The organism is Allobosea sp. BE125 (genome assembly GCF_031456075.1).
Lineage (GTDB): Bacteria > Pseudomonadota > Alphaproteobacteria > Rhizobiales > Beijerinckiaceae > Allobosea.
Window position 1 is genome coordinate 13,594 of the sequence record NZ_JAVDTY010000019.1, and the last position, 26,044, is coordinate 39,637.

Annotated in this window: 27 protein-coding genes, 1 tRNA gene and 1 other annotated feature; of the genes, 14 read left to right on the plus strand and 14 right to left on the minus strand. The window is 63.4% G+C overall.

The genetic code is table 11. The annotated features are described in order from the left end of the window. Positions 1 to 7: 7 nt before the first annotated feature. On the minus strand, positions 8 to 640 hold the full coding sequence (locus tag J2Y55_RS28955) for a class I SAM-dependent methyltransferase (protein ID WP_310160212.1): 633 nt from the start codon (positions 638 to 640) through the stop codon (positions 8 to 10). A 397-nt stretch (positions 641 to 1,037) separates the two neighbouring features. On the opposite strand from J2Y55_RS28955, the gene J2Y55_RS28960 reads away from it, so the two are divergent. Then, complete coding sequence (locus tag J2Y55_RS28960) at positions 1,038 to 1,832, plus strand: ABC transporter permease (RefSeq protein ID WP_310160214.1); 795 nt, start codon at positions 1,038 to 1,040, stop codon at positions 1,830 to 1,832. A 51-nt stretch (positions 1,833 to 1,883) separates the two neighbouring features. On the opposite strand, the gene J2Y55_RS28965 is transcribed toward J2Y55_RS28960, so the two are convergent. Next, on the minus strand, positions 1,884 to 2,834 hold the full coding sequence (locus tag J2Y55_RS28965; protein WP_310160215.1) for a hypothetical protein: 951 nt from the start codon (positions 2,832 to 2,834) through the stop codon (positions 1,884 to 1,886). Between the two features lie 39 nt (positions 2,835 to 2,873). After that, positions 2,874 to 3,824: a hypothetical protein gene (locus J2Y55_RS28970; RefSeq protein ID WP_310160216.1), complete on the minus strand. Its 951-nt coding sequence runs from the start codon at positions 3,822 to 3,824 to the stop codon at positions 2,874 to 2,876. Between the two features lie 345 nt (positions 3,825 to 4,169). Between J2Y55_RS28970 and J2Y55_RS28975 the strand changes: the two genes are divergently transcribed. The 3 genes from J2Y55_RS28975 to J2Y55_RS28985 all read left to right on the plus strand — a co-directional run bounded on the left by J2Y55_RS28975 (position 4,170) and on the right by J2Y55_RS28985 (position 5,569). Then, positions 4,170 to 4,757: a hypothetical protein gene (locus J2Y55_RS28975; RefSeq protein ID WP_310160217.1), complete on the plus strand. Its 588-nt coding sequence runs from the start codon at positions 4,170 to 4,172 to the stop codon at positions 4,755 to 4,757. A gap of 143 nt (positions 4,758 to 4,900) precedes the next feature. Beyond that, entirely contained in the window at positions 4,901 to 5,191 is a 291-nt protein-coding gene (locus tag J2Y55_RS28980) for a DUF7696 family protein (RefSeq protein WP_310160218.1), read from the plus strand. A gap of 198 nt (positions 5,192 to 5,389) precedes the next feature. Next, positions 5,390 to 5,569 carry a hypothetical protein gene (locus J2Y55_RS28985; protein WP_310160219.1) on the plus strand — a complete coding sequence of 60 codons (180 nt, stop codon included), beginning with the start codon at positions 5,390 to 5,392 and terminating at the stop codon, positions 5,567 to 5,569. Between the two features lie 275 nt (positions 5,570 to 5,844). On the opposite strand, the gene J2Y55_RS28990 is transcribed toward J2Y55_RS28985, so the two are convergent. From J2Y55_RS28990 to gph, 3 genes are all read right to left on the minus strand, one after another. Then, positions 5,845 to 6,099, minus strand: coding sequence for a DUF7696 family protein (locus J2Y55_RS28990; protein WP_465247568.1), 255 nt, complete (start codon positions 6,097 to 6,099; stop codon positions 5,845 to 5,847). Between the two features lie 199 nt (positions 6,100 to 6,298). Further along, positions 6,299 to 6,373, minus strand: a tRNA-Val gene (locus tag J2Y55_RS28995). 117 nt (positions 6,374 to 6,490) lie between these two features. Further along, positions 6,491 to 7,195, minus strand: a complete 705-nt coding sequence (gene gph / locus J2Y55_RS29000; RefSeq protein WP_310160225.1) for a phosphoglycolate phosphatase — start codon at positions 7,193 to 7,195, stop codon at positions 6,491 to 6,493. 216 nt (positions 7,196 to 7,411) lie between these two features. Here gph and J2Y55_RS29005 point away from each other — a divergent pair, with 216 nt between their 5' ends. The 4 genes from J2Y55_RS29005 (at position 7,412) to J2Y55_RS29020 (ending at position 10,691) form a co-directional block, all read left to right on the plus strand. Beyond that, complete coding sequence (locus tag J2Y55_RS29005) at positions 7,412 to 7,768, plus strand: hypothetical protein (RefSeq protein WP_310160314.1); 357 nt, start codon at positions 7,412 to 7,414, stop codon at positions 7,766 to 7,768. A gap of 158 nt (positions 7,769 to 7,926) precedes the next feature. After that, complete coding sequence (locus J2Y55_RS29010) at positions 7,927 to 9,378, plus strand: NAD-dependent succinate-semialdehyde dehydrogenase (RefSeq protein ID WP_310160226.1); 1,452 nt, start codon at positions 7,927 to 7,929, stop codon at positions 9,376 to 9,378. After that, on the plus strand, positions 9,375 to 10,076 hold the full coding sequence (gene rpiA, locus J2Y55_RS29015) for a ribose-5-phosphate isomerase RpiA (RefSeq protein ID WP_310160227.1): 702 nt from the start codon (positions 9,375 to 9,377) through the stop codon (positions 10,074 to 10,076). Before J2Y55_RS29010 ends, rpiA begins: the two co-directional genes overlap by 4 nt. A gap of 108 nt (positions 10,077 to 10,184) precedes the next feature. Then, the gene (locus J2Y55_RS29020) at positions 10,185 to 10,691 is read left to right on the plus strand and encodes a DUF2059 domain-containing protein (protein ID WP_310160230.1); all 507 of its coding nucleotides are present in this window, start codon (positions 10,185 to 10,187) and stop codon (positions 10,689 to 10,691) included. 348 nt (positions 10,692 to 11,039) lie between these two features. On the opposite strand, the gene J2Y55_RS29025 is transcribed toward J2Y55_RS29020, so the two are convergent. From J2Y55_RS29025 to J2Y55_RS29035, 3 genes are all read right to left on the minus strand, one after another. Next, positions 11,040 to 12,539: a tripartite tricarboxylate transporter permease gene (locus tag J2Y55_RS29025; protein ID WP_103717996.1), complete on the minus strand. Its 1,500-nt coding sequence runs from the start codon at positions 12,537 to 12,539 to the stop codon at positions 11,040 to 11,042. Between the two features lie 13 nt (positions 12,540 to 12,552). Next, entirely contained in the window at positions 12,553 to 13,029 is a 477-nt protein-coding gene (locus J2Y55_RS29030) for a tripartite tricarboxylate transporter TctB family protein (RefSeq protein ID WP_310160232.1), read from the minus strand. A gap of 152 nt (positions 13,030 to 13,181) precedes the next feature. After that, entirely contained in the window at positions 13,182 to 14,147 is a 966-nt protein-coding gene (locus tag J2Y55_RS29035) for a Bug family tripartite tricarboxylate transporter substrate binding protein (RefSeq protein ID WP_404979066.1), read from the minus strand. Between the two features lie 236 nt (positions 14,148 to 14,383). On the opposite strand from J2Y55_RS29035, the gene J2Y55_RS29040 reads away from it, so the two are divergent. Beyond that, positions 14,384 to 15,661 (plus strand): O-antigen ligase family protein, encoded by a 1,278-nt coding sequence (locus J2Y55_RS29040; protein WP_310160234.1) that lies wholly within the window; start codon positions 14,384 to 14,386, stop codon positions 15,659 to 15,661. After that, positions 15,658 to 17,025, plus strand: coding sequence for a glutathione-disulfide reductase (gene gor, locus J2Y55_RS29045; RefSeq protein WP_310160235.1), 1,368 nt, complete (start codon positions 15,658 to 15,660; stop codon positions 17,023 to 17,025). The genes J2Y55_RS29040 and gor overlap by 4 nt, the downstream gene beginning before the upstream one ends. Positions 17,026 to 17,028: 3 nt before the next feature. Here the strand turns inward: gor and J2Y55_RS29050 are convergent, their stop codons facing one another. From J2Y55_RS29050 to J2Y55_RS29060, 3 genes are all read right to left on the minus strand, one after another. Then, positions 17,029 to 17,439 (minus strand): type II toxin-antitoxin system VapC family toxin, encoded by a 411-nt coding sequence (locus J2Y55_RS29050; RefSeq protein ID WP_310160238.1) that lies wholly within the window; start codon positions 17,437 to 17,439, stop codon positions 17,029 to 17,031. Then, complete coding sequence (locus J2Y55_RS29055) at positions 17,436 to 17,675, minus strand: type II toxin-antitoxin system Phd/YefM family antitoxin (RefSeq protein WP_310160241.1); 240 nt, start codon at positions 17,673 to 17,675, stop codon at positions 17,436 to 17,438. Before J2Y55_RS29055 ends, J2Y55_RS29050 begins: the two co-directional genes overlap by 4 nt. A 157-nt stretch (positions 17,676 to 17,832) precedes the next feature. Then, positions 17,833 to 18,846: an alpha/beta hydrolase gene (locus J2Y55_RS29060; protein ID WP_310160245.1), complete on the minus strand. Its 1,014-nt coding sequence runs from the start codon at positions 18,844 to 18,846 to the stop codon at positions 17,833 to 17,835. Between the two features lie 295 nt (positions 18,847 to 19,141). On the opposite strand from J2Y55_RS29060, the gene J2Y55_RS29065 reads away from it, so the two are divergent. The 3 genes from J2Y55_RS29065 (at position 19,142) to J2Y55_RS29075 (ending at position 21,534) form a co-directional block, all read left to right on the plus strand. Further along, positions 19,142 to 19,390 (plus strand): type II toxin-antitoxin system VapB family antitoxin, encoded by a 249-nt coding sequence (locus J2Y55_RS29065; RefSeq protein ID WP_310160249.1) that lies wholly within the window; start codon positions 19,142 to 19,144, stop codon positions 19,388 to 19,390. Next, entirely contained in the window at positions 19,387 to 19,800 is a 414-nt protein-coding gene (locus J2Y55_RS29070) for a type II toxin-antitoxin system VapC family toxin (RefSeq protein WP_310160251.1), read from the plus strand. The genes J2Y55_RS29065 and J2Y55_RS29070 overlap by 4 nt, the downstream gene beginning before the upstream one ends. Positions 19,801 to 20,148: 348 nt before the next feature. Beyond that, entirely contained in the window at positions 20,149 to 21,534 is a 1,386-nt protein-coding gene (locus tag J2Y55_RS29075) for a class II 3-deoxy-7-phosphoheptulonate synthase (RefSeq protein WP_310160253.1), read from the plus strand. Between the two features lie 89 nt (positions 21,535 to 21,623). Here the strand turns inward: J2Y55_RS29075 and J2Y55_RS29080 are convergent, their stop codons facing one another. After that, complete coding sequence (locus tag J2Y55_RS29080; RefSeq protein WP_310160255.1) at positions 21,624 to 22,463, minus strand: outer membrane protein; 840 nt, start codon at positions 22,461 to 22,463, stop codon at positions 21,624 to 21,626. 133 nt (positions 22,464 to 22,596) lie between these two features. Between J2Y55_RS29080 and J2Y55_RS29085 the strand changes: the two genes are divergently transcribed. Next, entirely contained in the window at positions 22,597 to 24,336 is a 1,740-nt protein-coding gene (locus tag J2Y55_RS29085; protein ID WP_310160257.1) for an NAD+ synthase, read from the plus strand. Positions 24,337 to 24,354: 18 nt separating this feature from the next. Here J2Y55_RS29085 and J2Y55_RS29090 read toward each other — a convergent pair whose 3' ends face one another. Further along, complete coding sequence (locus J2Y55_RS29090) at positions 24,355 to 25,839, minus strand: SulP family inorganic anion transporter (RefSeq protein ID WP_310160260.1); 1,485 nt, start codon at positions 25,837 to 25,839, stop codon at positions 24,355 to 24,357. A gap of 62 nt (positions 25,840 to 25,901) precedes the next feature. Beyond that, positions 25,902 to 25,957 (minus strand) — a sequence feature (sul1 is cis-regulatory element that is thought to sense ions involved in sulfur or methionine metabolism; They are found in Alphaproteobacteria). Positions 25,958 to 26,044 lie beyond the last annotated feature (87 nt).

The following is a 26,044-nucleotide window of genomic DNA, read 5'->3' on the forward strand; positions in this document are numbered from 1 at the left end:
TGCTATCTCAGCTGCGCTTACGGAAGGTGCCCGCGATGATGTTCGGATCGTTCTCCTGAGATTTTCGGATTGTGTCTTCGATATTGCAGATATTCACCGTGTCGAAACCGATCGAATCGAAGAAGGCGGCGAGTGATTCTTTGTTGAAATGCCACAGGTGTTCATTTGGTTTGCGATGTTTCCAGTTAGAGAACCACTCGACCGAATGATGGTGGCACCAAGGCATCGTAACGCAAACAAAATTTGTCTGTAGCGAACGGATTTGGTACGGGTCTTCAAAGTGTTCAAGGCAGTCAAAGAACGTTACGACATCAAACTCTCTAGAGTAGATGTCTTCAATAATTTCGATCCCATCAAGAGGGTACGCCGGCGGGATGTCGTTGCCGTATGCTTCAGGGACCATTAGCTTGGCTACTTTGAGGAAATCCCCGCTTCCGTAGCCAACATCAAGTATCGATTTCGGAATTCGCCCGATCGATCCGCAGACATACCCGAACCGAAGATGAGACATTTCCGCGTGGCGGTGGTTCCGGTCTGCTGTGCCATACGAATTCGCTGTATAATTGATATCATAGACGTATGGCTCTCGTTGAATCTGATAGATGACGCCGTTCTCGTCTTTAGCGTAGTTCTCAAGCACAGGCAGCCCCCACATTCATCGGCGTAGCGCAGTTATCATTCCAAAAGAGCACGGTTGCCAAAAAAATTCTAGCAATTGCTGGGCCGGTGCCTTTCGCTGTTTGGCATCTACCACATATTCGGTTCGCGTCAATTTGCGGTTGAGGCAGGGCCGCCCAGCGGTTGTCATGCCTCTCCATGCGACGCGATGCAGGGTGCGGGAGACCGACATCAAACACCTAATCCGCGCGAGCGACTTAGTCTGGAAGAAGGTAAGGAGCGCGCTCAATCCCCGCCGCTCTGCGCGGTGCGTCTCTAGCTGTTTTATCGGTGTACGTGCTACGGATGGCGCCATCGCTGGACCGGTCTTGGCAAGAATCGGGATCGCTGCTCGCAGGTCGGAATTTTAGGGCTCAAAAGTGCTCGAACCTAATAATTTTCGCGAAGGGCTCGCTATCAAAGCGAGGGTCTACGACGCGCTTATTGTTCGCCATATTCTTATGCGATACGGTCGCGACAACCTCGGGTTCTTATGGACAGTCGTCGAGCCGATGCTGCTGTGCGTTGGCGTGATGGGCATTTGGTCGATTACAAAAGGCGGCCACGAGCATGGTCTTCAGGTTACGGCTCTCGTCTACACCGGATATATGCCGCTGACATTATGGCGGCATATGACTAATTCGATGGTGCATTGGTTGCGCTTCAGTAAGTTTTTTATTCAGTTTCGAGGTATATCGCTTTTAGATGCCCTGTTGTCTCGACTGTATATAGAGTTTATATCGGTAACTTCTGCTGCGATTATCGTTTATTTTTCCTTGAATACCGTAGGGCTTTTGCCGGATATTCAAGATTTTGGCACTGTCCTAGAAGGTTGGCTCATTATGGGGGCCCTTGGGTTCGGCGGAGGCTTTCTAATCGCTGCGGCAAGCGAAGCGACGGAGATCACCGAGAAGATAATGCCCCCGTTGCAATATTTTATGCTCCCATTCTCGGGGTGCTTTTTTATGCTTTCTTGGCTACCAAGTTCGGCGCGTGAGTATCTATCATATGTCTCTTTCGTTCATTCGTTCGAAACATTCAGGTCTGGTTTCTTTGGGTCATCTGTTGAAACGTATGGAAACCCCTCTTACGCATTTGCTGTTGCGCTAGCGACTGCGGGGTGTGGCTTCATTATATTTGAACGAATTCGCGACAATATTAGCCCGAACGGATAGCGTGTCTTCTAGCTCGGTCGGCGATGCTGACGTTGGGCGATACATTGTCGCTTATGCTCCGCCTAGCTGTCCGGACAGGATTTCCATGAAGCGCGCCGTGTCAAAAGGTGTGACGTCAGTTCCCGGGCTGACTCCTTTGTAGAGAGCCGGATTCGACGCAAGGCTGTCGACCCATGCCAGGCCCGCCTCAGCGTCGCCAAAGAAAACTCCTGGTAGGTCTCCCAGGCGCTCTTTCTGCTCCTCTAGGGAGAAAACTCCATCCGCCAAGCAGACAACGGGCTTTCCGTGCACCACCGCTTCAGCGATGATTGAGGACATCCCGTTTGTGATGACGAACTGGGCATTTGAGATGACAGACGGAGTGCTGGTCCCCCAAGGAGCAACCTCGGATCCGCGACTCCTGGCGAAATTGGCGAGCCTTTCGATTTCTCCAAATTTGGGTAGCAAGACAATCGGCCTGCGATCCAGAATGGGACCAAGAAGGGAAGCGATTTCATTCGGTGGCAACCGCAGTAAACGAGGGATTTCGCTGGGAATGAGCGCGATCGGATAGCGCGGTGTGCCGCGCTCCATCGCAGGTTTAAGTTTGATCCAGCCTATGGAGATGACGGGCACGAAACGATTGAGGTACCAGAAGCGGTCGTTCGGCATAAGAAGGGCGTCAAAGTATTTAAGGGCCGGAATCTCGTCGTCCTTGTAGGGATAAACTAGATCGTGGGGGACGTAATATGATTTGGATGGTCTGTAAGTCTGAATAAATTCTGGAATGGAAATTACGGGTGCTGGTATTCTATGAAATTTGATATAATCTTCTGCGCCGAGGTAGGGGTGGTGGCTGGTTACGAGAATGAAATTTTCACGTTCGACGGCATTCATGGCATCAAGCCAGCGACTATTGAGCATATCGATCTCTGTTACATCGAAGCCGGATGCTATAGTCTGTTTGGCGAGGTCGCTAAAAACATATTCAACACCTTGCCCTAGAAATACAATTCTTTTCATTTTCCATATGCTCTAAATGTGGAGTTATTGGCGGTAAATTCAATTAGAGGCATGCAACCATGTCACGGAACCCGGCAGTTGCTGCCATTCTTCCTGAAGCTTTAGGTTCGATCTGTGTAAAATGGGTGCGGTCGGAATCCCGAGGCTTGTTTGGATTGGGCTCGCGTTGGTGATTCCAATCGAGCGCGCCGTGCTGATGCCATTCGATGACGCTCGGACGCCCGAGACGGAGAAATATCCGGCACAGTGAAGGCGCTCTCTGATCGCACGAATGTCGGTTGGTCGCGAAGTGTCTAGGGATGCATATGCTTCTATTTTCGAGATCAGTACGCGCCGGTCCATGGAAACAAGTTCAAAATCCGAGATTGCTACACTAAGAACTCTATCGTCGCTCGCAAAAATAGGGGCTTCGGAAACGATAGAAATCGTAGCAATCGGTCCGCTGAAATGGACGGGCAATATGACTTCTGTCATTCCCTGGCTCACTGCGATGGTAACATCGACAGGTCCGCAGGATAACCTCACTTGTCGCGGCAGTTCGCCCGCAGACACAATGCCGAGAAGTGCCTGAGTCCACGAAGATAGCGGACTGGGTTGCCGGACGGTTATGTCGGCTGAGGCGCTACTCGCGTCGATCCAAGACCAAGTTGAAGTGTCGGAGCGCTCGAGAAATGAAAAATTTGGATCCCAGCATAAATGAGGCTCTAAGTCTGGCGCCAAGCTCGGCACGATCAATTCCGAGAAACGCAAGGCTATGCCGGATAAGGCGTCCGTGTGCGAGCAAAGTTGATCTGTGAGGTCAGGGTCTGTGCAAACCAATACCGTCGCGTCGCGCGAGGCAAGCGGGCTCCTCCTGAGTGCTTCAAAGAGGTCTTCTGACGCCCAAGATTTTACTGCGATATCAGCAGCGCAGCCAGCTATTGCTTGACTGAGTTCGTGGGCAGCACGCCCAATTATTGTTAATTTTTTACCTGCGGCGACCTCACGCATCCAGGGTATCGGAGCGGATCGATATGTAGGGATGTCAAATTGAAAACCGTTCACCAACCTCACCTCTTCGCGATCCGCACCCCCGTCTCTGTAATGTTTGGGGCACGATCCTAAAAAGGTTTTAGCCGACGATCTTTCTTCCCGCCAGTTTCGGGCTGCTTCCGGAAGGTTACCGATTATAATGACGTCACCTCTAATGGTGGAAGCGTTCCAATTTGCTCTCAGGGATGGGCGTCGCGGATCGCCGCGCACTCCTCGCTTCAAAAAAAACGGCGAACCGACATCATAACGACGCTGGCGATCATCGCGCCTCACGCGGTCGCCACGAAGAGCCCGCCCCTGACAATGAAGCATCGCTTACGGCTGCGTGCTCCGTATAGCGATGGATCGGGGAGGTGGGGCAAGGTCGAGACGGATATCCAGCTGCTCGGCGCGAACCTTGAGAACCTCGGGCAGGATCTGAAGAGCTTCCGAAGGGAATGGTCGGAAAAAGCTGAAGAAGACCGCGCCGCGCACAAATCCGCCCGCCTGACCATGCCGCAGATCGTCGGCATGATCGGCACCGCGGTGGTGGTGACCTCGGTCCTGTTCGGGGGCCTGATTTTTCTCGTCAACGGGCAGATCGCCACGGTGCGGCTCGATCTCGCCTCTCAGCTTGCGCAGGTGACGCTCTCGGTGCGGGGGCAGGGCGATGCCATCACCGCCCTGAACACGGCCCAGCAGCAGGCGCAGCGCGACATGGCTGCCGATCGGGTCAAGCTTGGCCTGGTCGAGCAGAGCGCGGCCATGAGCAGCCGCTTCATCGATCAGGCGCAGAGTTTCGACGCTGTGATGGCCCGGCATGAGGAGCGCATCCGCTCGCAGGACGAGCGGATGCGGGCGCTGGAAAAGCTGCTGCGCGAACTGGCGGCGCGAAGGCCCGCGCCGCCCTGATCGGAATGGCGGGCCTTGAGTGCAGATCGCCGGGGGCGCTTGGCTCGAGAGCGTGCGGGGGCGGGTTTTACGTCCGTGGAGCCCGATTTCGAATTCGGTGGAACGTAATCGGCCTGGAAAGGTTGCTCCCCAAGAGGTTCCTCATGTTTTCCAATAGAACTCGCCTTATTCCCGCAGGCTCAGCGCCGGTCAGATCTGTTTTGACCGGTGAACTCATCTCGAACATGTCCGAGGAATTTCGCCATGAGCGTGAAGTGGAATTTCTCTGCTCGCTTTCGCCTGATGGTCTGGAAGATATCCTGACCGGTTTCGGGCGAAGGGCAAGCCATCGCAGCATCACGGCGATCAGAGGGCCGGCCGAGGTCAGGTTCCTGCGAAGCCAGATCAGCCTGTTCCGGCTTCGCAGCGACGCGGTTCCCGCGCTCATCCGATAACCCTCGCCAATTGGGCCGTCCTTCCCTCGGGATCGGCGGCCCTTTTTCCTTGCGACAAGGTACTTTCTCGTTGCGGCAAGGACTTGCGGCACGCGTAGCGGCTCCTAAATTTTCCCTCGTCTTTGTCAATCCGGGGGAAAGAGAATGCCCTTTTCGTCGTTGAGAGACCCATTCGACCTGGCCCGAGCCTGTGCAGTGATGGAAGCCGCATGGAACGAGCTCAAGGATGCAATCCCTGAGCCGGAGCGCGGTGGCGAGCGCACAAGGCTTGCCTATATCGTCGCAAGCCTTGCGCCATTGGCGCTCGATGACGATGACCTCAAGAAAAACGTCCTGCACCAGTTCGGGCTGCGCGCTTCGCAGACCAGCGGCGCGTAGAGCAGGGTGCGAGCAAGTGAGAACCGGTTTTTCGCATTGATCCGGCTCTCACTCTTGGATGAGAGACGGATTCAGATGTCAAATGGGATCACTGCGTGATTCCATCTGACATCATCCGGCTCTCGGCGCTTTCAGGCGAAGTGCCCCCCGCTCGCGTGAAGAAAACGCGTTAAAACACAAAGCTGGTGCAATTGAACGATCCAATGGAAACGGAAATTACTCCGGACCTCTGTTCGCATGCCCGGCTTCGCTTCGGCGAGGCGGGGGTTTTTCGTTCAGCCGCGCTTCCGGATCTCGCTCAACCGCTGGATCTGCGCCCGCAGCGCTGCGACCGCCGCCTCTCCACGAACGCCCTTGATGCCGCGCGCATCGCGATCGGTCGACCCGGTCACGCCGTCCAGCATCGCGTTGCGCTTCGGGAGCGGCAGGCTGAGCAGATATGCGACCTCGCATTCGAGCCGCCATTCCTCGGAGGATGTCGAAACCTCGCGGCCGGCGAGATCGGACCAGGTGAATGACGGGGCAGGCATAGGCACAGGCGAATCTCCTTGGGAGCGGCGACCCTACCTCCTGCGCGCCTGTTGGGCATCTGTCGGGACGGCTGGCGATCCGCCTGGCAATGGCCATGGCCCGGCGCCTGCGCGGTTGGGCCATCGCGCCGGTCACGAACCATCACTGGTGACGCCTGGGCGGCGGCCCGGGGCGTGATCCGTAATGATTGAAGGAAAATGGTGGGCGACACAGGGATCGAACCTGTGACCACTCCCGTGTGAAGGGAGTGCTCTACCGCTGAGCTAGTCGCCCGCACCGGCGCCTCTCCTAGTCGGCGCGCGCCGTGGCGTCAAGAATGAGTGCCGTCAAGAATGTATGGCCTCATGCATCCTTGGCGTCATGCATCCTGGGCGTCGTGCACCCTTGGCGTCAGGAATGCATGGGCACGCGACCAAGCGCTTGCTGGCCGAAGACCTGGCGCACGGCGTCGGGCAGGGCATCGAAATGCTGGATCACGAGATCGGGCTCCAGCGTCTCGATGGCGACGTCGGTATAGCCGAAGGGCACGCAGATGCAGGGAATGCCGGCGGCTTTCGCCGTGGCGATGTCGGTGCGCGAATCGCCGATCATCACGGCCCGCTCCGGATCGGCCTTGGCAGCTTCGATCGTCAGGGTCAGATGGCGCGGATCGGGCTTGTGGAAGGGAAAGCTGTCGCGCCCGGCGATGGCCGCGAAGCGGCCGGTGATGCCGAAATGGTCGAGAATCAACCGCGTATGCAGGATCGGCTTGTTGGTGCAGACCGCGAGCGCATAGCCCTCAGCGGCAAGGGCATCCATCGCCTCCAGCACGCCGTCGAAGAGATGGCTGTTGGAGGCCGTGTCCTGCGCATAGATCAGCAGGAAGTCCTCGAACAGCCGCTCCAGCGTCGCCTCATCGAGCGGGCGGCCGGAGACGCGGAAGCCGCGTTCGATCAATGCCCGGGCCCCGGCGCCGACCAGTTCGCGGGCGCGTTCCAGCGGCAATGCCGCCAGGCCCTCTCTTATCAGGATGAGGTTGAGCGTGCGCATGATGTCGGGCGCGGTCTCGGCGAGCGTGCCGTCGAGATCGAACACGACGATGGCGGGCAGACTCATGGGCGGGTCTCTCTCATGGGCGAGGCTCTCTCATGGGCAAGCCTCTCCGGGCGGGGGCGCGGGGGCCATATAAAGCCTCTTAGCCCGCTTAAGGCTGCTTCGGAAAGGCTGTGACGCCGCACTGATGCCGCTCTGTCGGCAAAAGCTTCATCGATGGTGATATCGTCTCGCCGATTCGCTGGAAGGAATGCTGCGGTGTCGAACTCCCTGGAAAAGCTGGTGCGCCTCGTGGTGGTCTCTGGCCTGTGCATTGCGGCGGTCGGACCGGCACTGGCTGCACCCTTCGAATTCGCGCCGGCGCCGCAGACCGATCTCAACCGTGTCTACCGTGTCGACAAGGCGACAGGCGAGGTCGGGGCCTGCCAGTTCCAGCTCAAGGAAGGCGGCGTCGGCATGACGATCTGCTTTGCGGCGGGCGAGGGGGCCGGGCCGCAGGCGCCCAGCGACTACCAGCTCGTGCCGTCGCGGCACGAGCGCGAGGGCGGCATCTTCCGCGTCAACATCCGCACCGGCGAGATGAGCATCTGCTACGTCTTCGACGACAAGGTGGTCTGCACGCCCCAGGCGAAATAACCTGCCCCGGGCGGAATATCCCGCCCGGGCGAAATAACCCGCTATTTGCCGGCCTGTATTGAGCCGATGATATCGGCGGCATGCGGCATTGGCCGTCGGCATGTGCTGTCGCGCTATGCTAAACGAACGGCTCCCGTGATTTTCCCTCGAGATTTGTCATGCTCAAGCTCAACGATCCGACGCTCCTGAAGTCGCAGTGCTATGTCGATGGCGCCTGGATCGGCGAGGGCGTCGATGCGGTCGACAACCCGGCGACGGGCGTGGTGCTGGCCAAGGTGCCGCGCTTCGGCGCAGCTGAGACGACGGCTGCCGTCGAGGCCGCCTCGCGCGCCTTCAAGCCCTGGGCGAAGAAGACCGCCAAGGAGCGCTCCGTCATCCTGCGCAAATGGTTCGAGCTGATCATGGCGAACCAGGAAGACCTCGCCCAGATCATGACCGCCGAGCAGGGCAAGCCGATCACGGAAGCCCGCGGCGAGGTCGCCTATGCCGCCTCCTTCGTCGAGTTCTATGCGGAGGAAGCCAAGCGCATCTATGGCGAGACCATTCCCTCGCCCTTCCCGAATTCGCGCATCATCATCCAGAAGCAGCCCGTCGGCGTCTGCGCCGCGATCACGCCCTGGAACTTCCCGGCCGCGATGATCACGCGCAAATGCTCGCCCGGCCTCGCCGCCGGCTGCACCTTCGTGGTCAAGCCCGCGCCCGATACGCCGCTGACCGCGCTCGCCTTGGCGGAACTTGCGCAGCGTGCCGGCATTCCCGCCGGCGTCCTCAACATCGTCACCGGCGATGCCAAGGAGATCGGCGGCGTCATGACCTCGCACCCGGCCGTGCGCTTCATCGGCTTCACCGGTTCGACGCCTGTCGGCAAGCTCCTGATGCAGCAGGCCGCCTCGACGGTGAAGAAGGTCGGGCTGGAACTGGGCGGCAACGCGCCCTTCATCGTCTTCGACGACGCCGATATCGACGCCGCCGTGCAGGGCGCCATCGCCGCCAAGTACCGCAACATGGGCCAGACCTGCGTCTGCACCAACCGCCTCTTCGTCCAGGACGGTGTCCATGACGAGTTCGTCGCGAAATTCGCCGGCGAGGTCGCCAAGATGAAGGTCGGCAACGGTGTCGAGGTCGGCGTCGTGCAGGGGCCGCTGATCAATGAGCGCGCGGTCGAGAAGGTCGAGCGCCATGTCGCCGACGCCGTCGCCCATGGCGCCAAGGTCGTCGTCGGCGGCAAGCGCCATGCGCTCGGCCGCACCTTCTACGAGCCGACCGTGCTTTCGGGCGTCACCACCAAGATGCTGGTGACCAATGAGGAGACGTTCGGCCCGGTCGCCCCGGTCTATCGCTTCAAGACCGAGGACGAGGTCGTGACCATGGCCAACGACACGCCCTTCGGCCTGGCGGCGTATTTCTACTCCAAGGATCTCGGCCGCGCCTTCCGCGTCGCCGAGGAACTGGAATACGGCATGGTCGGCATCAACTCGGCCATGCTCGGCACCGAGGTCGCCCCCTTCGGCGGCGTCAAGGAATCCGGGCTCGGCCGCGAGGGCTCGCTGCATGGCATGGATGAGTTCGTCGAGATCAAATACATGCTGATGGGCGGGCTGGGCGTTTGACTGCCGATGACCTGAAGAAGCTGGCGGCGGCGCGGGCGCTCGAGCTCGTGCGCCCCGGCATGCGGCTCGGTCTGGGCACGGGCTCGACCGCGAAGCATTTCGTCGATCTGCTCGGCCAGCGCGTCGCTGCGGGGCTCGAGGTGATCTGCGTCGCGACCTCTGAGGCAACGCAGGCGCAGGCGCTTGCGCTCGGCATCAGGATGTCGACGCTGGACGAGACGCCGGAGCTCGATCTCACGGTCGACGGGGCCGATGAGATCGATCCGCAATTGCGCCTGATCAAGGGCGGCGGCGCGGCCCATCTGCGCGAGAAGATCGTCGCGGCCGCGTCAGCGCGGATGATCGTCATCGCCGACGACAGCAAGCTCGTCGCAAAGCTCGGGCGCTTTCCGCTGCCGATCGAAGTCGTGCCCTTCGGGCTGGCGGCGACGCGCCGGGCCGTGGCCGCGGCCATCGCCGCCAGCGGCTCTGCCGGAGAACTCGTGCTGCGTAAGCGGCCCGATGGCGCGACCGTTGTCACCGACAACGGCAACTCCATCCTGGACGCTCATCTGGGCGAGATCGCTCAGCCCGAGGCTTTGGCGCTCGCGCTCAGTCAGGTTCCCGGCGTCGTCGAGCACGGGCTCTTCATCGGCCTGGCGACGGGCGCCATCCTGGCGGGGGCCGACGGCTTGCGCCTGCTTGGTGCGACCGGGTGATTCCCAATCGGTGCAAACCACGCTAAGGATCGCCCCGAAACCGAAACGGCCCGCCGCGGCCGACGGCGCACCGGGCCGTTGTCCGGCCGCATGATGAAGGACCACTGCATGATCCGTCACTCTCTCGCCAGCGCGGCTCTTGGGCTCGCCCTAATCCTGTCGGCGCCGGCTTTCGCCCAGACGGCGGCTCCGGCTATCACGCCCAGCCATCTTCAGCTGGCGCGTGAAGCCGCCGAGCTCACCGGCATCTCGTCGTCGCTGGAGTCGATCTATACCGAGTTCAGCGAGCGCACGAAGCAGCTCGTCGGCACGACCCGCCCCGAGCTCAAGAAAGACATGGACGCGGTCATCGACGCGCTGAAACCGGAGGCGGACGCCAAGCGGGCCGAGATCATGGTCACGGCGTCGGAGATTTTTGCCCGGAAGATCAACGAAGCCGATCTCAAGGAGGTCGTTGCCTTCTTCAAGTCACCGGTCGGCCAGCGCTACAACGCGGCGCGCACCAAGGCGATCGACGAGATCTACGTGGTGCTCGAGCCCTGGAGCATCAACACCAGCAACTTCCTGTTCGACCGCTTCACCCAGGAAATGCGCAAGCGCGGCCACCAGATGTAAGCTCGGGCGCAAGCCATCCGAGAATCGAGAAACCCGCCTGCGGAGACCGCGGGCGGGTTTCTTTTTTGTCAGCCTCGGCGTCGTCCTCGCGCAGGCTGGAACAGCGCTGTCATCCTGGCCGAAGCTCCCGGGTGCGATCTTCGATCGGCCCAAGGTAAACTCCGCGGAGCGCCGGGATCAGAAGCGCGTCATGGTCGGGCTTGACTCGACCATCTCGTAAACCAGAGCACTCTGGTCATGAGATTCTTGGGGCGCAAGCCCGAGAATGACGCCATTCGTTGGATCCGGGACGCCCTGCGGGCGCCCAGGATGGCGCTGTGGTTCGTAGGCAAGCCGCGACGCGCGCCGTCAGTCCTCCGAGGCCTTGAACCTGTTCAGCCCGCTCATCACGAAGGGCGCGATCAGGCCGATGAAGGCCAGGCCCAGCAGGATGGCGGAGCCGGGGTTTTCCAGCAGGATCATCGGGTCGCCCAAGCTGATCTGCAGGGCGCGCCTGAGCTGCGCCTCCGCCATCGGACCCAGGATCAGCCCGACAACCATTGGCGCGACAGGATAGTCGTAGCGGCGCATCAGGAAGCCGAGGAAGCCGAAGACGAACAGCATCGAGAGCTCGACCACCGAGGCCTTGACCGCGAGCGTGCCCATCGCCGCGAAGACGAGGATGCCGGCATAGAGCCAGGGCTGCGGGATCGCGAGCAGGCGGACCCAGAGCCCGATCAGCGGCAGGTTGATGATCACCAGCATGGTGTTGGCGATGAAGAGCGAGGCGATCAGCCCCCAGACCAAGTCCGGCCGCTCGGCGAAGAGCAGAGGGCCCGGATTCAGGCCGTATTGCTGGAAGCCCGCCAGCATGATCGCCGCTGTCGCCGAGGTCGGCAGGCCCAGCGTCAGCAGCGGCACGAGCGTGCCCGCGGCCGAGGCGTTGTTGGCCGCCTCCGGCCCCGCCACGCCCTCGATTGCGCCATTGCCGAATTCGCCGGGATATTTGCAGAGCTTCCGCTCGGTCGAATAGCTCAGGAAGGTCGGCACTTCCGCGCCGCCCGCCGGCAGCGCGCCGATCGGGAAGCCGAAGGCGGTGCCACGCAGCCAGGGCGCCCAGGAGCGCTTCCAGTCTTCCTTCGTCATCCAGAGCGAGCCTTTGATCGGCACGATCTCCTCGGGGTCGCGGAAGCGCTTGGAGGCGACATAGAGCGCCTCGCCGACCGCGAAGAGCCCGACCGCCAGCGTCGTCACCTCGATCCCGTCGAGCAGCTCGGGCACTCCGAAGGTCAGGCGCGCCTGGCCGGTCAATTTATCGATGCCGATCAGCCCGAGCGTCACGCCGATCGCAAGGCTGGTCAGCCCGCGCAAGGGCGAGTCGCCGAATGTTGCCGACACCGTGACGAAGGCCAGGATCATCAGGCCGAAATAATCCCACGGCCCGAACTTGACCGCGATGTCGACGAGCCAGGGCGCGAGGAAGGCAAGTCCGAGCGTCGCGATCGTGCCCGCGACGAAGGAACCGATCGCGGCGGTCGCGAGCGCTGGCCCGCCGCGGCCGGCCTTGGCCATTTTCGAGCCTTCGAGCGCCGTCGCAAGCGAGGCGCTTTCGCCCGGTGCGTTGATCAGGATCGCCGTGGTCGAGCCGCCATACATGCCGCCGTAATAGATGCCGGCGAACATGATCATCGAGCCGGCGGGGTCGAGCTTGAAGGTGACGGGCAGCAGCAGCGCGACCGTCAGGGCCGGCCCGATGCCCGGCAGCACGCCGACGGCGGTGCCGAGAAACACGCCGACCAGGGCGAAGAGCAGCTTGGAGGGTTCGAGCGCGACGGAGAAGCCGTGCATCAGTGAGGCGAAGGTATCCATTGTCCCTAGCCTCTCAGAACAGGTTTTCGAGGGGGCCGGACGGCAGCGTCAGCTGCAGCAGCTTCGAAAACAGCAGGAAGATCGACAGACCCAGCACGGCGCCGATGCCGAAATCGATCGCCAGCGCCTGACGTCCGAAGGAGCGGGCGGTGCAGGAGAACACGATCGCGGTCGCCATGATGAAGCCGCCGCCGAGCCCGATGCAGGCGATCAGGCCGATCAGCCCGCCGGTCAGCCAGAGAATGGCGTTGCGGTCGACCGCTTCCGGCTTGGGCAGGCCTTCGCGGAAGGCGACGACGACATGCGACAGGCCCAGAATGGCCAGTACGGTGCTGACCAGATAGGGCATGGCCGTGGGGCCGAGGCCGTAGGTCGAGACGATGGTCTGCGAGCGGGCGTCGTAGAACACGAGCGCCGCGGCGATGAGCAGCAGGGCCGCGACGACGAGGGCAGGCCGATCGACCCGGCTTGTGGTGACATCCTGGTTCATTCCAACCCTCTTGCCTTGCGCGTTCTTGCTTCGCTGCTTCGCCGGTTGATCCGGCGTTGATCCGTAAACAAAGGGGCCGCTTGCACGGCCCCTTCGTCAAGTGGTTTTGCAGATGGGCCCTACTTTACCAGGCCTAACTTTACCAGGCTGCCTTACTTTACCAGGCCGACATCCTTGAGCACCTTGGTGACGCGGGTATCCTCGTCCTTCAGGAAGGTCTCGAAGGCGGCGCCGCCGAGATAGGCGTCGTCCCAGCCGCGCGCCTTGAGGATCTCGGCCCATTCCTTGGTCTTGACCATCTTCTCGATCGCGTCCGAGAGAACCTTGCGCTGCTCGGGCGTGATGCCGGCAGGAGCCATCACCGAGCGCCAGTTCAGCACTTCGAGATTGACGCCGCCCTCTTTCAGCGTCGGTGCGTCGGGAGCGTTGGGCAGGCGCGAGCCGGAGCTGACGCCGATCACGCGCAGCTTGCCGGCCTTGATCTGCCCTTCGAACTCGCCATAGCCGGAGATGCCGGCCGTGACGCGCCCGCCCAGCATCGCAGCCAGTGCCTCGCCGCCGCCCGAGAACGGGATGTAGTTGACCTTGGTCGCGTCGGCGCCGACGGCGCCGGCGAAGAGCGCCGCCATGATGTGGTCCACGCCGCCGGCCGAGCCGCCGGCCCAGGTCACCTTGGCCGGATCGGCCTTGACGCGGTCGGCGAGGTCCTTGGCGTTCTTGATCGGCGAGTCCGTCGGCACGACGATGACCTCGGCCTCGGCGGTGATCCGCGCGATCGGCGTGATCTGCGACAGGTTCACCGGCGACTTGTTGAGCAGGATGGCACCGACCATGACGAAGCCGTTGACCATCAGTTGCGAGCCGTCGCCCTTGGCGCCGTTGACGAACTGGGCAAGCCCGATCGTGCCGCCGGCGCCGTTGACGTTGTTGACCTGCACGCTCTTGGCGATGCCCGAGGCCGTCAGCGCCTGCTGCATCGAGCGGGCAGTTCCGTCCCAGCCGCCGCCGGGCGCGGCGGGTGCCATGATCTTCAGTTCGAGCTGGGCGAAAGCGGCAGTCGACAGGCCAGCCAACGCCACGGCGGTCACGGCGCCGCGCTTCAGAATGGATCTCAGCATGGGTTTCCTCCGCTCGCGGGTTTCCCGCGGATTTTATCTTGAACGATCCGCAGTGACACTTTGACGCTTCCAGCGTCAATTGCACGTGATTGCATAATCCTTCGTCATCAATCAGAGCGCGCAGCCCCACGAAATGGCCTGCCGCCGCGGCATGGGCGGAGGCCCAAATTCCTACCGTGATGCTCTAGGCGGGCCAGCCATGATCGCGTAATCGCTTGCCGATGAGCCGATCGACCTTGTCTGCGACATCTCAAGAGTCCGCGCCGGAAGAGCCCGCGCTGCCGCGTCAGGCTGCTTTGGCCCTGAACATCGCCAGCGCGCTTCTGATCATGCTCCCGCCGGTGATGTGGGCGGCCAATCGCTCCGCCCCGCTGCTTCTCTCGCTTGCGGCGCTGGCGGTCCTTGTCGCTGAGATCCTGGCCGGGCGGCTGTCCACCCGGCTGACGCAGGCGCGCGCGCTGCTGGGGCGGCCCCTGGCCTTGGCGCTCCTCGGCTTCCTGGCTTGGGGCCTGGTGACGCTGCTGTGGAGCCATCTCCCGCGCGCCGGGCTCGGCATGTATGGCGAGCTGGTTCTGTCGCTGGTGTCTGGCTTCGTCGTCGCGCTGTGCTGGCCGCAGACGGCGCCCGTGCGCGCCGGGCGGGCGCTGGGCTGGTCGCTGGCACTGACCGGCATCCTGGTCCTGGGTGAATTGCGCCTCGGGCCGGGCTTGCGTGACGCCCTGGGGCTGCGGAGCCAGCTTTATATCTTCAATCGGCCGCTCCTGACCTGCCTGCTCCTGCTGGCCCCGGCGGTCCACGGCCTTTGGACTGTCCCCGGAACCGGGCGCGGCGGCCGGGCGCTTGCCGCACTAGTGGCGTTTTTCGTCACTGCGGCGATCATGGCCGGCGAGAGCGGCGCGGCCAAGCTCGGGGTGATGCTGATGGCAGCAACCTGGCTCATTGCGTTGGCCGTGCCGCGCCTGGCGCTGGCCGGCGTGGCGCTCGCCTTCGTCGCCATGATGGCGGTCGCGCCCGTGCTCGGCCCGCTTGCCGACCGCGTCCTGCCGGCTGGCGTCTATGAGCAGCTCGCCCGCGCCCATGCGCGCGACCGCGTCGAGATCTGGCTCAGCTTCGACGAGGCGATCAGGGCGCGCCCGTTGACCGGCTTCGGTTTCGGAACCTCGGCCGCCTTGCGCAACCACCCGGCCGCGGCCGCGGTCTCCGAGCCGCACCGCCTGCTGCTCGATGTCGGCCATCCCCACAACGCCTTCCTGCAGGTCTGGGTCGAGACCGGCCTGATCGGCGTCCTGCTGATCTCGGCTGCAGGGCTCGCATTTCTGGGACGCCTTCGCCATATGCCGGCCCGGGCTCTTGCCCCGCGTCTTGCGGTGATCACTGCGGCGCTGGGGGTGGCCTCGGTCGGCCATGGCGCCTGGCAGGGGTGGTGGATCGCGGCTCTTGGCGCAACGGCGATCTGGTTCATGAGCATTGGGCGAAACGATGCCAAGCGGAACGATGCGGAGACAAGCCGATGAGTGAATTCGACGTCGATCTCTTCGTCATCGGGGCGGGCTCCGGCGGCACGCGCGCCGCCCGTATCGCGTCTGGTCACGGCGCCAAGGTGATGATCGCGGAGGAGGATCGCATCGGCGGGACCTGCGTCATTCGCGGCTGTGTGCCCAAGAAGCTCTTCGTCTATGCCAGCCGCTTCGCTGATGATTTCGAGGACGCCGCCGGCTTCGGCTGGAGCGTTCCCAAGCCGAGCTTCGACTGGCCGACCTTGCGTGATGCCGTGGCGGGCGAGGTCACGCGGCTGTCGGGCCTCTACCGCAAGGGCCTGGAGGGCGCCAAGGTCGCCATCCGGGAGGAGCGCGCCGTGGTCGAGGGGCCCCATAGCCTGCGCCTGACGAAGAGCGGCGAGATCATCCGCGCCCGCCATATCCTGGTCGCGACTGGCGGCTATCCCGCCTTCGATCCGCCGATCCCAGGTGGCGATCTCGGCATCTCCTCGAACGAGATCTTCCATCTGCCGAGCCTGCCCAGGCGCATGCTGGTCGTCGGTGGCGGCTATATCGCGCTCGAATTCGCCAGCCTGTTCGCGCGGCTCGGCGTCGCGGTGACGCTGCTGCATCGCGGCGACAACATCCTGCGCGGCTTCGACGAGGACATCCGCACCCGGCTGCGCGACGCGCTGGCGCATGCCGGCATCACGCTGCGGCTGGGCTGCACCATCGACCGGGTCGAATTGCTGCCGGATGGCGTGCGCCGCGCCCATTGCTCCACTGGCAGCCCGATCGACGCCGAGGTGGGGCTGGTTGCGACCGGCCGCCGGCCCAATACGGTCGGCCTCGGGCTGGAGACGGCCGGCGTCAAGCTCGGCCCCCTCGGCGAGATCATGGTCGACGAGAACTCCGCCTCCAGCGTGCCCTCGATCCACGCCGTCGGCGACGTCACCAACCGCGTCAACCTGACCCCGGTCGCGATCCGGGAGGGCCACGCCTTCGCGGACTCGACCTTCGGCGGCAAGCCCTGGCACATGGACCACAACCTCGTGGCTTCGGCGGTCTTCACCACGCCGGAGATCGGCACGGTCGGCTTGACCGAGAACCAGGCCTTTGCGGCCGGCTACGAATTGCGGGTCTTCGAATCGGCTTTTCGGCCGATGAAGGCGACGATCTCCGGGCGGCAGGAGCGCATCTACATGAAGCTTGTGGTCGATGCGAAGACGGACAGGATGCTCGGCGTCCACATCCTCGGCCATGACGCCGGCGAGATCATCCAGGCTGTCGCCATTGCGGTGACGATGGGCGCGACCAAGGCCGATTTCGACCGCACCATTGCGCTTCATCCCAGCGCAGCCGAAGAACTCGTGACGATGCGGACGGCGCGGGCAGGGTAGGAGTCAGGGCAGCACGGGCACGCCGAGTGATCGGGCGGCGGCGGCCAGGTCTCGGTCGCGCGTTGCCAGCGTTGCGCCCATGCGTAGCGCCAGTTCCAGATAGGCTGCGTCATAAGTCGTCAGGCGATGTGCGCGAGCGAGATTCTGCGTCTCGCGCCAGGCGCGGCCCGCCGTCTCCATATCTGTGACCAGCGCCAATTGGCCGAGCAGTTCCAGGCGCTCGGAGACCGCGGCGGCGCTGAGGCGGCCCTTCCGCTCTGCCTGCAACAGGATGTTGCCGATTTCCAGCGCAAACAGGCCGGGCACGATCGCTCCGCTTTGGCCAAGCCGGTCCGCGATCGCATCGCTCTCCGGGGACGCCTCGTCCTCGAAACACCATGCGAGTGCGATCGAGGCGTCGATGACCAGCGTCACCGCCGCCCCTCGTCGCGCAAATCCTTCCAGGAGAGCTCGCCCAGCGTCGCGTCGCCGCGCAGCGCCTTCAATTTGGCGAAGGCCACGTCGCGGCGCGATTGATCGAGATCGCCGGCGCCGGTCAGCCGCGCGATCGGTTTGCCATGTTTGGTGATGACCACCTCCTCGCCGGCGGCGACCCGTTCGAGCAGCGCTGAGAGATGAGTCTTGGCCTCAAAAGCGCCAATCGTGACCATGGCGAGTTTCCAACCTGATTTTCAAACTAGTTGAAAAGATAGGTCGGTATGGCCGGCGGGGCAAGCGCCTGTGCTTTGGCCAAGCTGAACGCGGCTGACGCGAAGCCGCGACGGCTGGAAACAAATCGCGTCTGCGCCATCCGCCGTCCGCCGCGCGCTATTTGCTCAGCCCCTTCCTGGCGAGCCAGTCCTGGATCAGTTGGGCGACCTCCAGATTGTTCTTGTCGAGCATCATCATGTGGGAGTTTCCCTTGATGCCCACGGTTGGGAGATTGACGACGTCGACCGAGCCGCCGGCCGCCTTGATCTTGTCGCCGAAATCGGTTCCCGCCTTGCGGATCGCCGGCCAGCGCGCATCCTGCTCGACATAATCGCCATAGACCATCAGCACCGGGATGTTCTTGAGGAGATCGGCCTTGGCGGGGTCGCCAAGGCCCGCCGGCTCGACCGCGATCAGCGCCTTGACCTTGTCGGGGCGCGCCTGCGCCACCTTGAAGCCGAACTGCCCGGCCTGGCTGTGGAAGGCGATCACGCAGGGACAGACCTTGTCGACCTCGGCGATATAGGCATCGATGATCATCTGGTCGGTGGAGGTCCAGCGCGGCACGATCTGCTTGACGAAATTGTCGTAGCCATCAGCCGGGAACTGGCTCCCAGTGAGATATTTCCGCTTGGCGGGATCGCCATTGTAGCTGCCGGCGCCGTCGCCGATGCGGAAGCGCTCGAACGGGTTCGCCGTGGTCAGGAAGACGGGCTCGCCTGGAATGACGTCGGGATACATCGCCCAGCCCGAACGGCCGCGCTCGACCGCGTCGGAGTTGTAGACGGCCCAGCCCTTGCGCAGGAAGAACTCGAGCCAGCCCTGCCGCCCGTCAGGCGTCGTCTCGTAATTGACGCCGGTCATGCCGCCGCCATGCCAGAGCAGGAGAGGGGCCGCGCCACGCTCGTTCTGCGGCAGGAAATACTGCACATACATCTGGCCGGTCTGGTAGGTGCCGTTGGGATCGACCTTGGCGGGAACGCCGCCGGGCGTGAACGTCACCTCCTTGACCGGCCGGCCCGAAATCTCGACCAGCTTGCCGCCGACATGGAACGACCCCATGCCGCGCAGCGACAGCGGCTCCTCTGCGAAAACAGCGGAGAGTGTGGCGGCGAAAAATGCCCCCGCCATTGCGAAGCACCGAAAGCCCATCTGCGTTTCCCTGACAGTTTCTCTTTCTATCTTGGGGCGGACGCTAGAGCCGGATGATTTCAGATGGAATCACAAAATGATCCCGTCTGAAATCTGAATCCGCCTCTCATCTGAGAGTGAGAGCAGGATGCGATCGCCCGGACCACAAGGCAGGCGCCAATAGGTGGTGAAGGGTTGGGGGCGCAGGCCAGGCGACGCCACATCGGCCTGCTGACGCAACGGCCGTTTTGGACTATAGAATGGCGCTGCCGAATTCTAGAAAGGAGACGCTGCCATGGGCTTGAGCATCAAGAACGAGGCCGTCGAGACGCTGGCGCGCGACCTGGCACGGCGCCACGGCACGGGCGTGACCGAGATCATCCGCCTGGCGCTGGTGGAAAAAGCCGAACGCGATCTTCCAGAAAAGACGCTTTGGGAGAAGCTGGCTCCGATTCATGAAGAGTTGAGAAAGGCCGGTAAAACGGGTTTGGTGGCCGACCGCGCGTTTTATGACGAGTTGAACGGCGAGTCAGAGCGGCCGTGATCGTTGTCGATGCCTCGGCGATCGCCGCGATCCTGGGACGTGAAAGCGACGGCGAGGCGCTCGCGCAGAGGCTGGAGACTTGGCCGCGTGGGCCTGGATTGCGGCATGCCTCCACCGTTACGCTCTGGGAGGCTGCCTCTGCCGTTGCGCGTCTCCACCGGGTGAGCCGCGACCGTGCTTTCGAATTGGTCATGATTTTCTGTGAGTTGACGATGGTGACGCCGATCGCGCCCGACATCGAGATCACGGCGGGGGCTGTGGCTGCGGCCGAGCGCTACGGCATGGGCGGCGGCCGCCCCGGCATCCTCAATCTTGGCGATTGCTTCTCCTACGCGACAGCCCGGCATCTCAAGGCGCGGTTGCTGTTCAAGGGCGACGATTTCAGCCGAACCAATATCGAGGTCGCGTGAGCGGCAGGCCGCCATCTCTTGCTGTCAGTTCCGCATGATTCAAAGCCTGAAGCCGTTGAAGCGACCGTCGATGTCGTTGAATCGCCATCTCAGCGACTTGAATCTGCGTCTCAATGGCCGGATTCAGGATGTGAGCCGAGCGCGCCATCGCGTTGCGATGATTCACGGTTTCGCCTCCGGCCGGGCAAAGGCCGCCGCGGCCTTGTCCGCGCGAAGCCTTTCCATGCCAGGCCTTTCCGCACCATGCGGCGTCGCCATGGTGGTCAGCCCGCGATGATGGGTGTATAGGCCCCGCTTCGCGCTGAGATGAGGTTAACAGCCGCGCGATCGCAAGCAGGAGCAAGACAAATGTCCGAGCGTTGGACGCCCGAGAGCTGGAGGGCCAAGCCCGTTCAGCAGATGCCGGAATACCCGGATCAGGCAGCCTTGAAGGCGGTTGAGCAGCAGCTCGCCGGCTTTCCGCCGCTCGTTTTTGCAGGCGAGGCGCGCAAGCTCAAACGGGCGTTGGGCAAGGTCGCGGCCGGAGAGGCCTTTCTCCTTCAGGGTGGCGATTGTGCGGAGAGCTTCGCCGAGCATTCCGCCGACAACATTCGCGATTTCTTCCGGCTCTTCCTGCAGATGGCGGTGGTGCTCACCTTCGCCGGCGGCTCGCCGGTGGTGAAGGTCGGGCGCATCGCCGGCCAGTTCGCCAAGCCGCGTTCGGCTGGAACCGAGACGATCGGCGGCGTCGAGTTGCCGAGTTACAAGGGCGATATCGTCAACGACATCGAATTCACGCCGGAAGCGCGCATCCCCGATCCGCGCCGCCAGCTCGAGGCCTATAGACAGTCGGCCGCGACGTTGAACCTGATCCGCGCCTTCGCGACCGGCGGCTACGCCAATCTCGACAATGCGCATCGCTGGATGCTCGGCTTCGTCAAGGATGCGCCGGCTTCGTCGCGCTACAACGAGGTGGCCGAGCGCATCACCGAGTCGCTCGACTTCATGCGCGCCATCGGCATCGATCCCGAGACGCATCCCGAGATGCGCACGACGGATTTCTACACCAGCCATGAGGCGCTGCTGCTCGGCTACGAGCAGGCGATGACGCGTACAGACTCGACCACGGGTGAGTACTACGACACCTCCGGCCATATGGTCTGGATCGGCGACCGCACGCGCCAGCTCGACCATGCCCATGTCGAGTTCTTCCGCGGCATCCGCAATCCGATCGGCCTGAAATGCGGGCCGTCCACGACCGTCGACGGCTTGCTGAAGCTGATCGAGGTGCTGGACCCGCAAAACCAGCCGGGCCGGCTGACGCTGATCGCTCGCTTCGGCGCCGACAAGGTCTTCGACAACCTGCCGGCTCTGGTGCGCGCCACCAAGCGGGAAGGGCGCAATGTCGTCTGGTCCTGCGACCCGATGCACGGCAACACGGTCAAGGCGGCGAGCGGCTACAAGACGCGGCCCTTCGACCTGATCATGACCGAGGTGAAGAACTTCTTCGCCGTCCACCAGGCCGAGGGCACCCATGCCGGCGGCCTGCATCTGGAGATGACCGGCAAGAACGTCACCGAATGCACCGGCGGCGCGCGCGGCATGACCGATGCGGACCTCAACGACCGCTACCACACGGTCTGCGACCCGCGCCTCAACGCGGAGCAGGCGCTGGAGCTGGCCTTCCTTGTGGCCGAGCTGGTCAAGCGCGAGCGCTCGGGCCGCGCGCGCCCGGAGGTCGAGGCGGCCGAGTAACCTCGCCAAAAATAATCTCGCCTGTATTCCGGCGGATATGAAAAAGGCCGGGGCTCAGCCCCGGCCTTTTTCAGTTCACGGTGCGATGCTCAGAATTTGAGAGCAGCCGCGACGCGGGCAGTGTTCACATTGACCGTGACGCCCTCGACATTGTTGAAGCGCGTGAAGAGATATTCGCCGCGAATGACGATGTTGTCGGCCAGGGCGGCCTCGACGCCGCCGCCGACGCTCATGCCGTAGCCCCAGACATCTTTCTTCGGGCCGCCGGCGACACGCGGATAGCCGTAGAAGCTGTTGGTGTAGTTGCTGGAAGCCGACGTCCAATCGGCGGCGACAGCGACATTGGTGTCGAAGCGTCCGGCCGCCGCGCCGATGGTGAAATACGGCATCAGCCGACCATAGGCGTAGCCCAGCCGCAGCCGGGCGTTGACGTAGTCGTTGAGCCGAGCGTTCTGGACCGAGGCGACATAGACGTCGCCGGTGGAGAGCCGGCGCCCTTCGATCGTCGAGGCCGAGGTCGTCTGGTCGATGCGCGAATATTCGGCCTCGAAGCCGATGACGGCATCGCCGAAGGCCATGTTGTAGCCGGCGAACCCACCGAAGGTGATGCCCCTGTCATCGCGCGGCGAGGTGCGAACAAGTTCTCCGGGGGTGGTTTCGCTGAGGACCGATGTCGCATTGAACAGGCCGTTTGCCAGATCCATCACGCCGCGATCGGTCCTGAAGCGGGTCTGGGTCTGCCCGGCGAAACCGCCGACATAGAAGCCGGTCCAGTTGAAGGTGCCAGAATCGAAATCTCGCGGCGGCGCGTCCTCGGTCTGCTGCGAGCCGCGCAGGACCGGGTAGTCCGCGCCCAAGGCGGCCCGGTCCACGGCCAGAACGAGGCCGGCTGCTGCGACGCCGGTGAGGATAAGGGAGCGGATGCGCATGAGGTTTCTCCAAGCCGGCCGGTCATCGTCACTGTCCGACACGCAGCTATTCATGCCCGATTAACCCTAACGGGCAGTTAAGCCCGCGCCGCACGCATTGCTGGCTTTGGGGCGTCGCGCTACAGGCAAAGTCATGACTGCGACCTCCCTTCGTCTTGCGCTCGCGCAACTCAACCCGACCATCGGCGACATCTCCGGCAATGCCGACAAGGTCCGCGCCGCCCGCCGCACCGCAGGCGATGCCGGCGCCGAGCTCTTGATGCTGCCGGAGCTCTTCCTCTGCGGCTATCCGCCGGAGGATCTGGTGCTGAAGCCGGCCTTCCAGGATGCCTGCCGCAAGGCCTGCGAGGCGCTTGCGCGCGAGACCGGGGATGGTGGCCCCGCCGTGCTCCTGGGCCTGCCCTGGGTCGAGGGCGGCAAGCTCTACAATGCCTATGCGCTGCTCGATGGCGGCCTGATCCAGTCGGTGCGCTTCAAGGTGGCGTTGCCCGATTATGGCGTCTTCGACGATTCCCGCGTGTTCTCGCCCGGTCCGCTGCCCGGCCCGGTGGTGTTCCGCGACAAGGTCCGGCTGGGCCTGCCGATCTGCGAGGATATCTGGAGCGAGGAGGTGGTCGAGTGCCTGGCCGAGACCGGGGCCGAGATCCTGCTCGCGCCCAACGGCTCGCCCTATCGCCGCGATGTCGGCGACGAGCGCATGAATATCGCGGTCGCGCGCGTGGTCGAATCCGGCCTGCCGCTGGTCTATCTCAACCAACTCGGCGGCCAGGACGAGCTCGTCTTCGACGGCGCCTCCTTCGTGCTCGCGGCCGACAGGACGCTGGCGCATCAATTGCCGGCCTTCCGCGAGGCGCTCGTCGTCACCCAGTGGTCGCGCGTGGCCGGGCAATGGCGCGCCCAGTCGGGCGAGATCGCGGCGATCGAGAGTGGCGACGAGGCGGATTACGCAGCTTGCGTGCTGGGCCTGCGCGACTATGTCAGCAAGACTGGGTTCAGGGGCGTCGTGCTCGGCCTCTCCGGGGGCCTCGATTCCGCGCTTTGCGCCGCGATCGCCGTCGATGCGCTCGGGCCCAGGCGCGTCACTTGCGTGATGATGCCCTCACGCTTCACCGCGCAGCAGAGCCTGGACGATGCCAAGGCCTGCGCCAAGGCGCTCGGTGTCCGCTACGAGACGCTGCCGATCGCGGCGCCGGTCGAAGGCTTCGACGCGGCGCTGGCCGGGCTCTTCGCGGGCACGCAAGCCGACGTCACGGAGGAGAACCTGCAGAGCCGGACGCGCGGCACGCTCCTGATGGCGCTCTCCAACAAATTCGGCTGGATGCTGGTGACGACCGGCAACAAATCCGAGATGTCCTGCGGCTATGCCACGCTCTATGGCGACATGAATGGCGGCTTCAACCCGATCAAGGACGTCTACAAGACGCAGGCCTTGCGCCTGGCGCAGCTGCGCAACCGCTGGAAGCCGGCGCGCGCGCTCGGCCCTGATGGCGTGGTCATCCCCGAGAGCATCATCGCCCGGCCGCCCAGCGCCGAACTGCGCGAGGGCCAGACCGACCAGGATGCGCTGCCGCCCTATGAGGTGCTCGACGCCATCCTCGCCTGCCTGATCGAGCGCGAGATGCGCGTCGCCGACATCGTCGCGCTCGGCCATGAGCGTGAAACCGTCCTGGCGGTCGAGCGCCTGCTGCATCGCGCCGAATACAAGCGCCGCCAGGCCGCGCCGGGCGTGAAGGTCACGGGCCGCAATCTCGGCCGCGATCGCCGCTACCCGGTCGTCAACGCTTTCAGCGACCTTGGCGAGGCCGCCTACGCGCCGGACGCTGCGCTGGTGAAGGGCGTGGGCCGGCCGGGCGGGGATAGCTTCGACGTCTGAGAGGGTTTCCTCCCGCGATCAATGCGCTGAGGCCGAGGGGGACGCGCCAGCCTTGTCGTGCTGGCCGAAGCGGTCGACCATCGTCGCGCTGGCTTCGTTCAGGCCGATCACGGTGACTTCCGCACCGTTGCGGCGGAACCGCAAGACCGCCTTGTCGAGCGCGGCGATCGCCGAGATGTCCCAGAAATGCGCATGGGTCAGGTCGATCGTCACGCGTTCCGGCGACTCGTCGAAGGTGAAGCCCGCCAGGAAGCTCTCGGTCGAGGCGAAGAAGATCTGCCCACGCACGATGTAGTCGCACTCCGTCCCGCCGGGGCTCTCGCGCTTGTCGACGGCGACGAGCCGCGCGACCTTGCCGGCGAAGAACACGCCCGACAGCAAAACGCCGACGAGCACGCCCTTGGCGAGGTCATGCGTGGCGACGACCGTCGTGACGGTCGCCAGCATGACGATTGAGGACGGCAGCGGGTTGAGGCGCAGATCGAGGATGGAGCGCCATGAGAAGGTGCCGATCGAAACCATGATCATCACGGCGACGAGGGCGGCCATCGGGATGATCCGCACGAGGTCGTCGAGCACGACGATCAGGAACAGCAGGAAGGCTCCGGCGACGAAGGTCGAGAGCCGGCCGCGTCCACCCGACGAGACATTGATCACGGACTGGCCGATCATGGCGCAGCCGCCCATGCCGCCGATCAGCGCCGAGGCGATGTTGCTCGCGCCCTGTCCGTAGCATTCCTGGCTCTTGTTGCTGCCGGTCTCCGTCATATCGTCGACGATCTGCGCCGTCAGCAGCGATTCAAGCAGCCCGACTGCGGCGAGCGCGACCGAATACGGGAAGATGATCCTCAACGTCTCGAAGGTCAGCGGAACCTGCGGCAGCGCGAAGACGGGCAGGGTCGAAGGCAGCTCGCCGAGATCACCGACCGTGCGCAAATTCAACCCGAAACCCCACGCCACCGCCGTCAGCACGGCTATGGCGACGAGCGGCGAAGGGATTGCCCTGGTCAGATAGGGCAGGAGATAGATGATCGCGAGACCAGCCGCGATCATCGCATAGGTCAATGGCGGCACGCCGATCAATTCGGGCAATTGCGCCATGAAGATCAGGATGGCGAGTGCATTGACGAAGCCGGTGATGACCGAGCGCGAGACGAAGCTCATCAGCCGTCCGAGCCTGAGCGCTCCGGCACCGAGCTGGATCAGCCCCATCAGGATCGTTGCCGCGAAGAGATATTGCAGGCCGTGTTCCTTCACCAGCGTGACCATCAGCACGGCCGTGGCGGCGGTCGCGGCCGAGATCATGCCAGGGCGCCCGCCGAGGAAGGCGGAGACACAGGCGATGGCGAAGGACGCGTAGAGCCCGACCTTTGGATCGACGCCGGCGATGACCGAAAAGCCGATCGCTTCCGGGATCAGCGCGAGCGCGACGACGATACCCGACAGGATGTCGGCCCGGATGTTGGAGAACCATTCACGGCGGTAGGCAGTCATTTTTGACATTGCGGAACCCACGAGCAATCAGCGCCTGCGCGATGCGCAGGATCAGGCTTGATCGACATTTGGGTTGTCCGGCGGATCGGCGGCCGGAAGAGCCACCCGGAATTTCACCGGGTCCATTCGAATAATCTCTTCTAGCCACGAGTCCTGCTGCACCGCAACAGGAATTGCGGCGCAAGCGATGGGCCCAGCAGCGACGTTCGCTGGG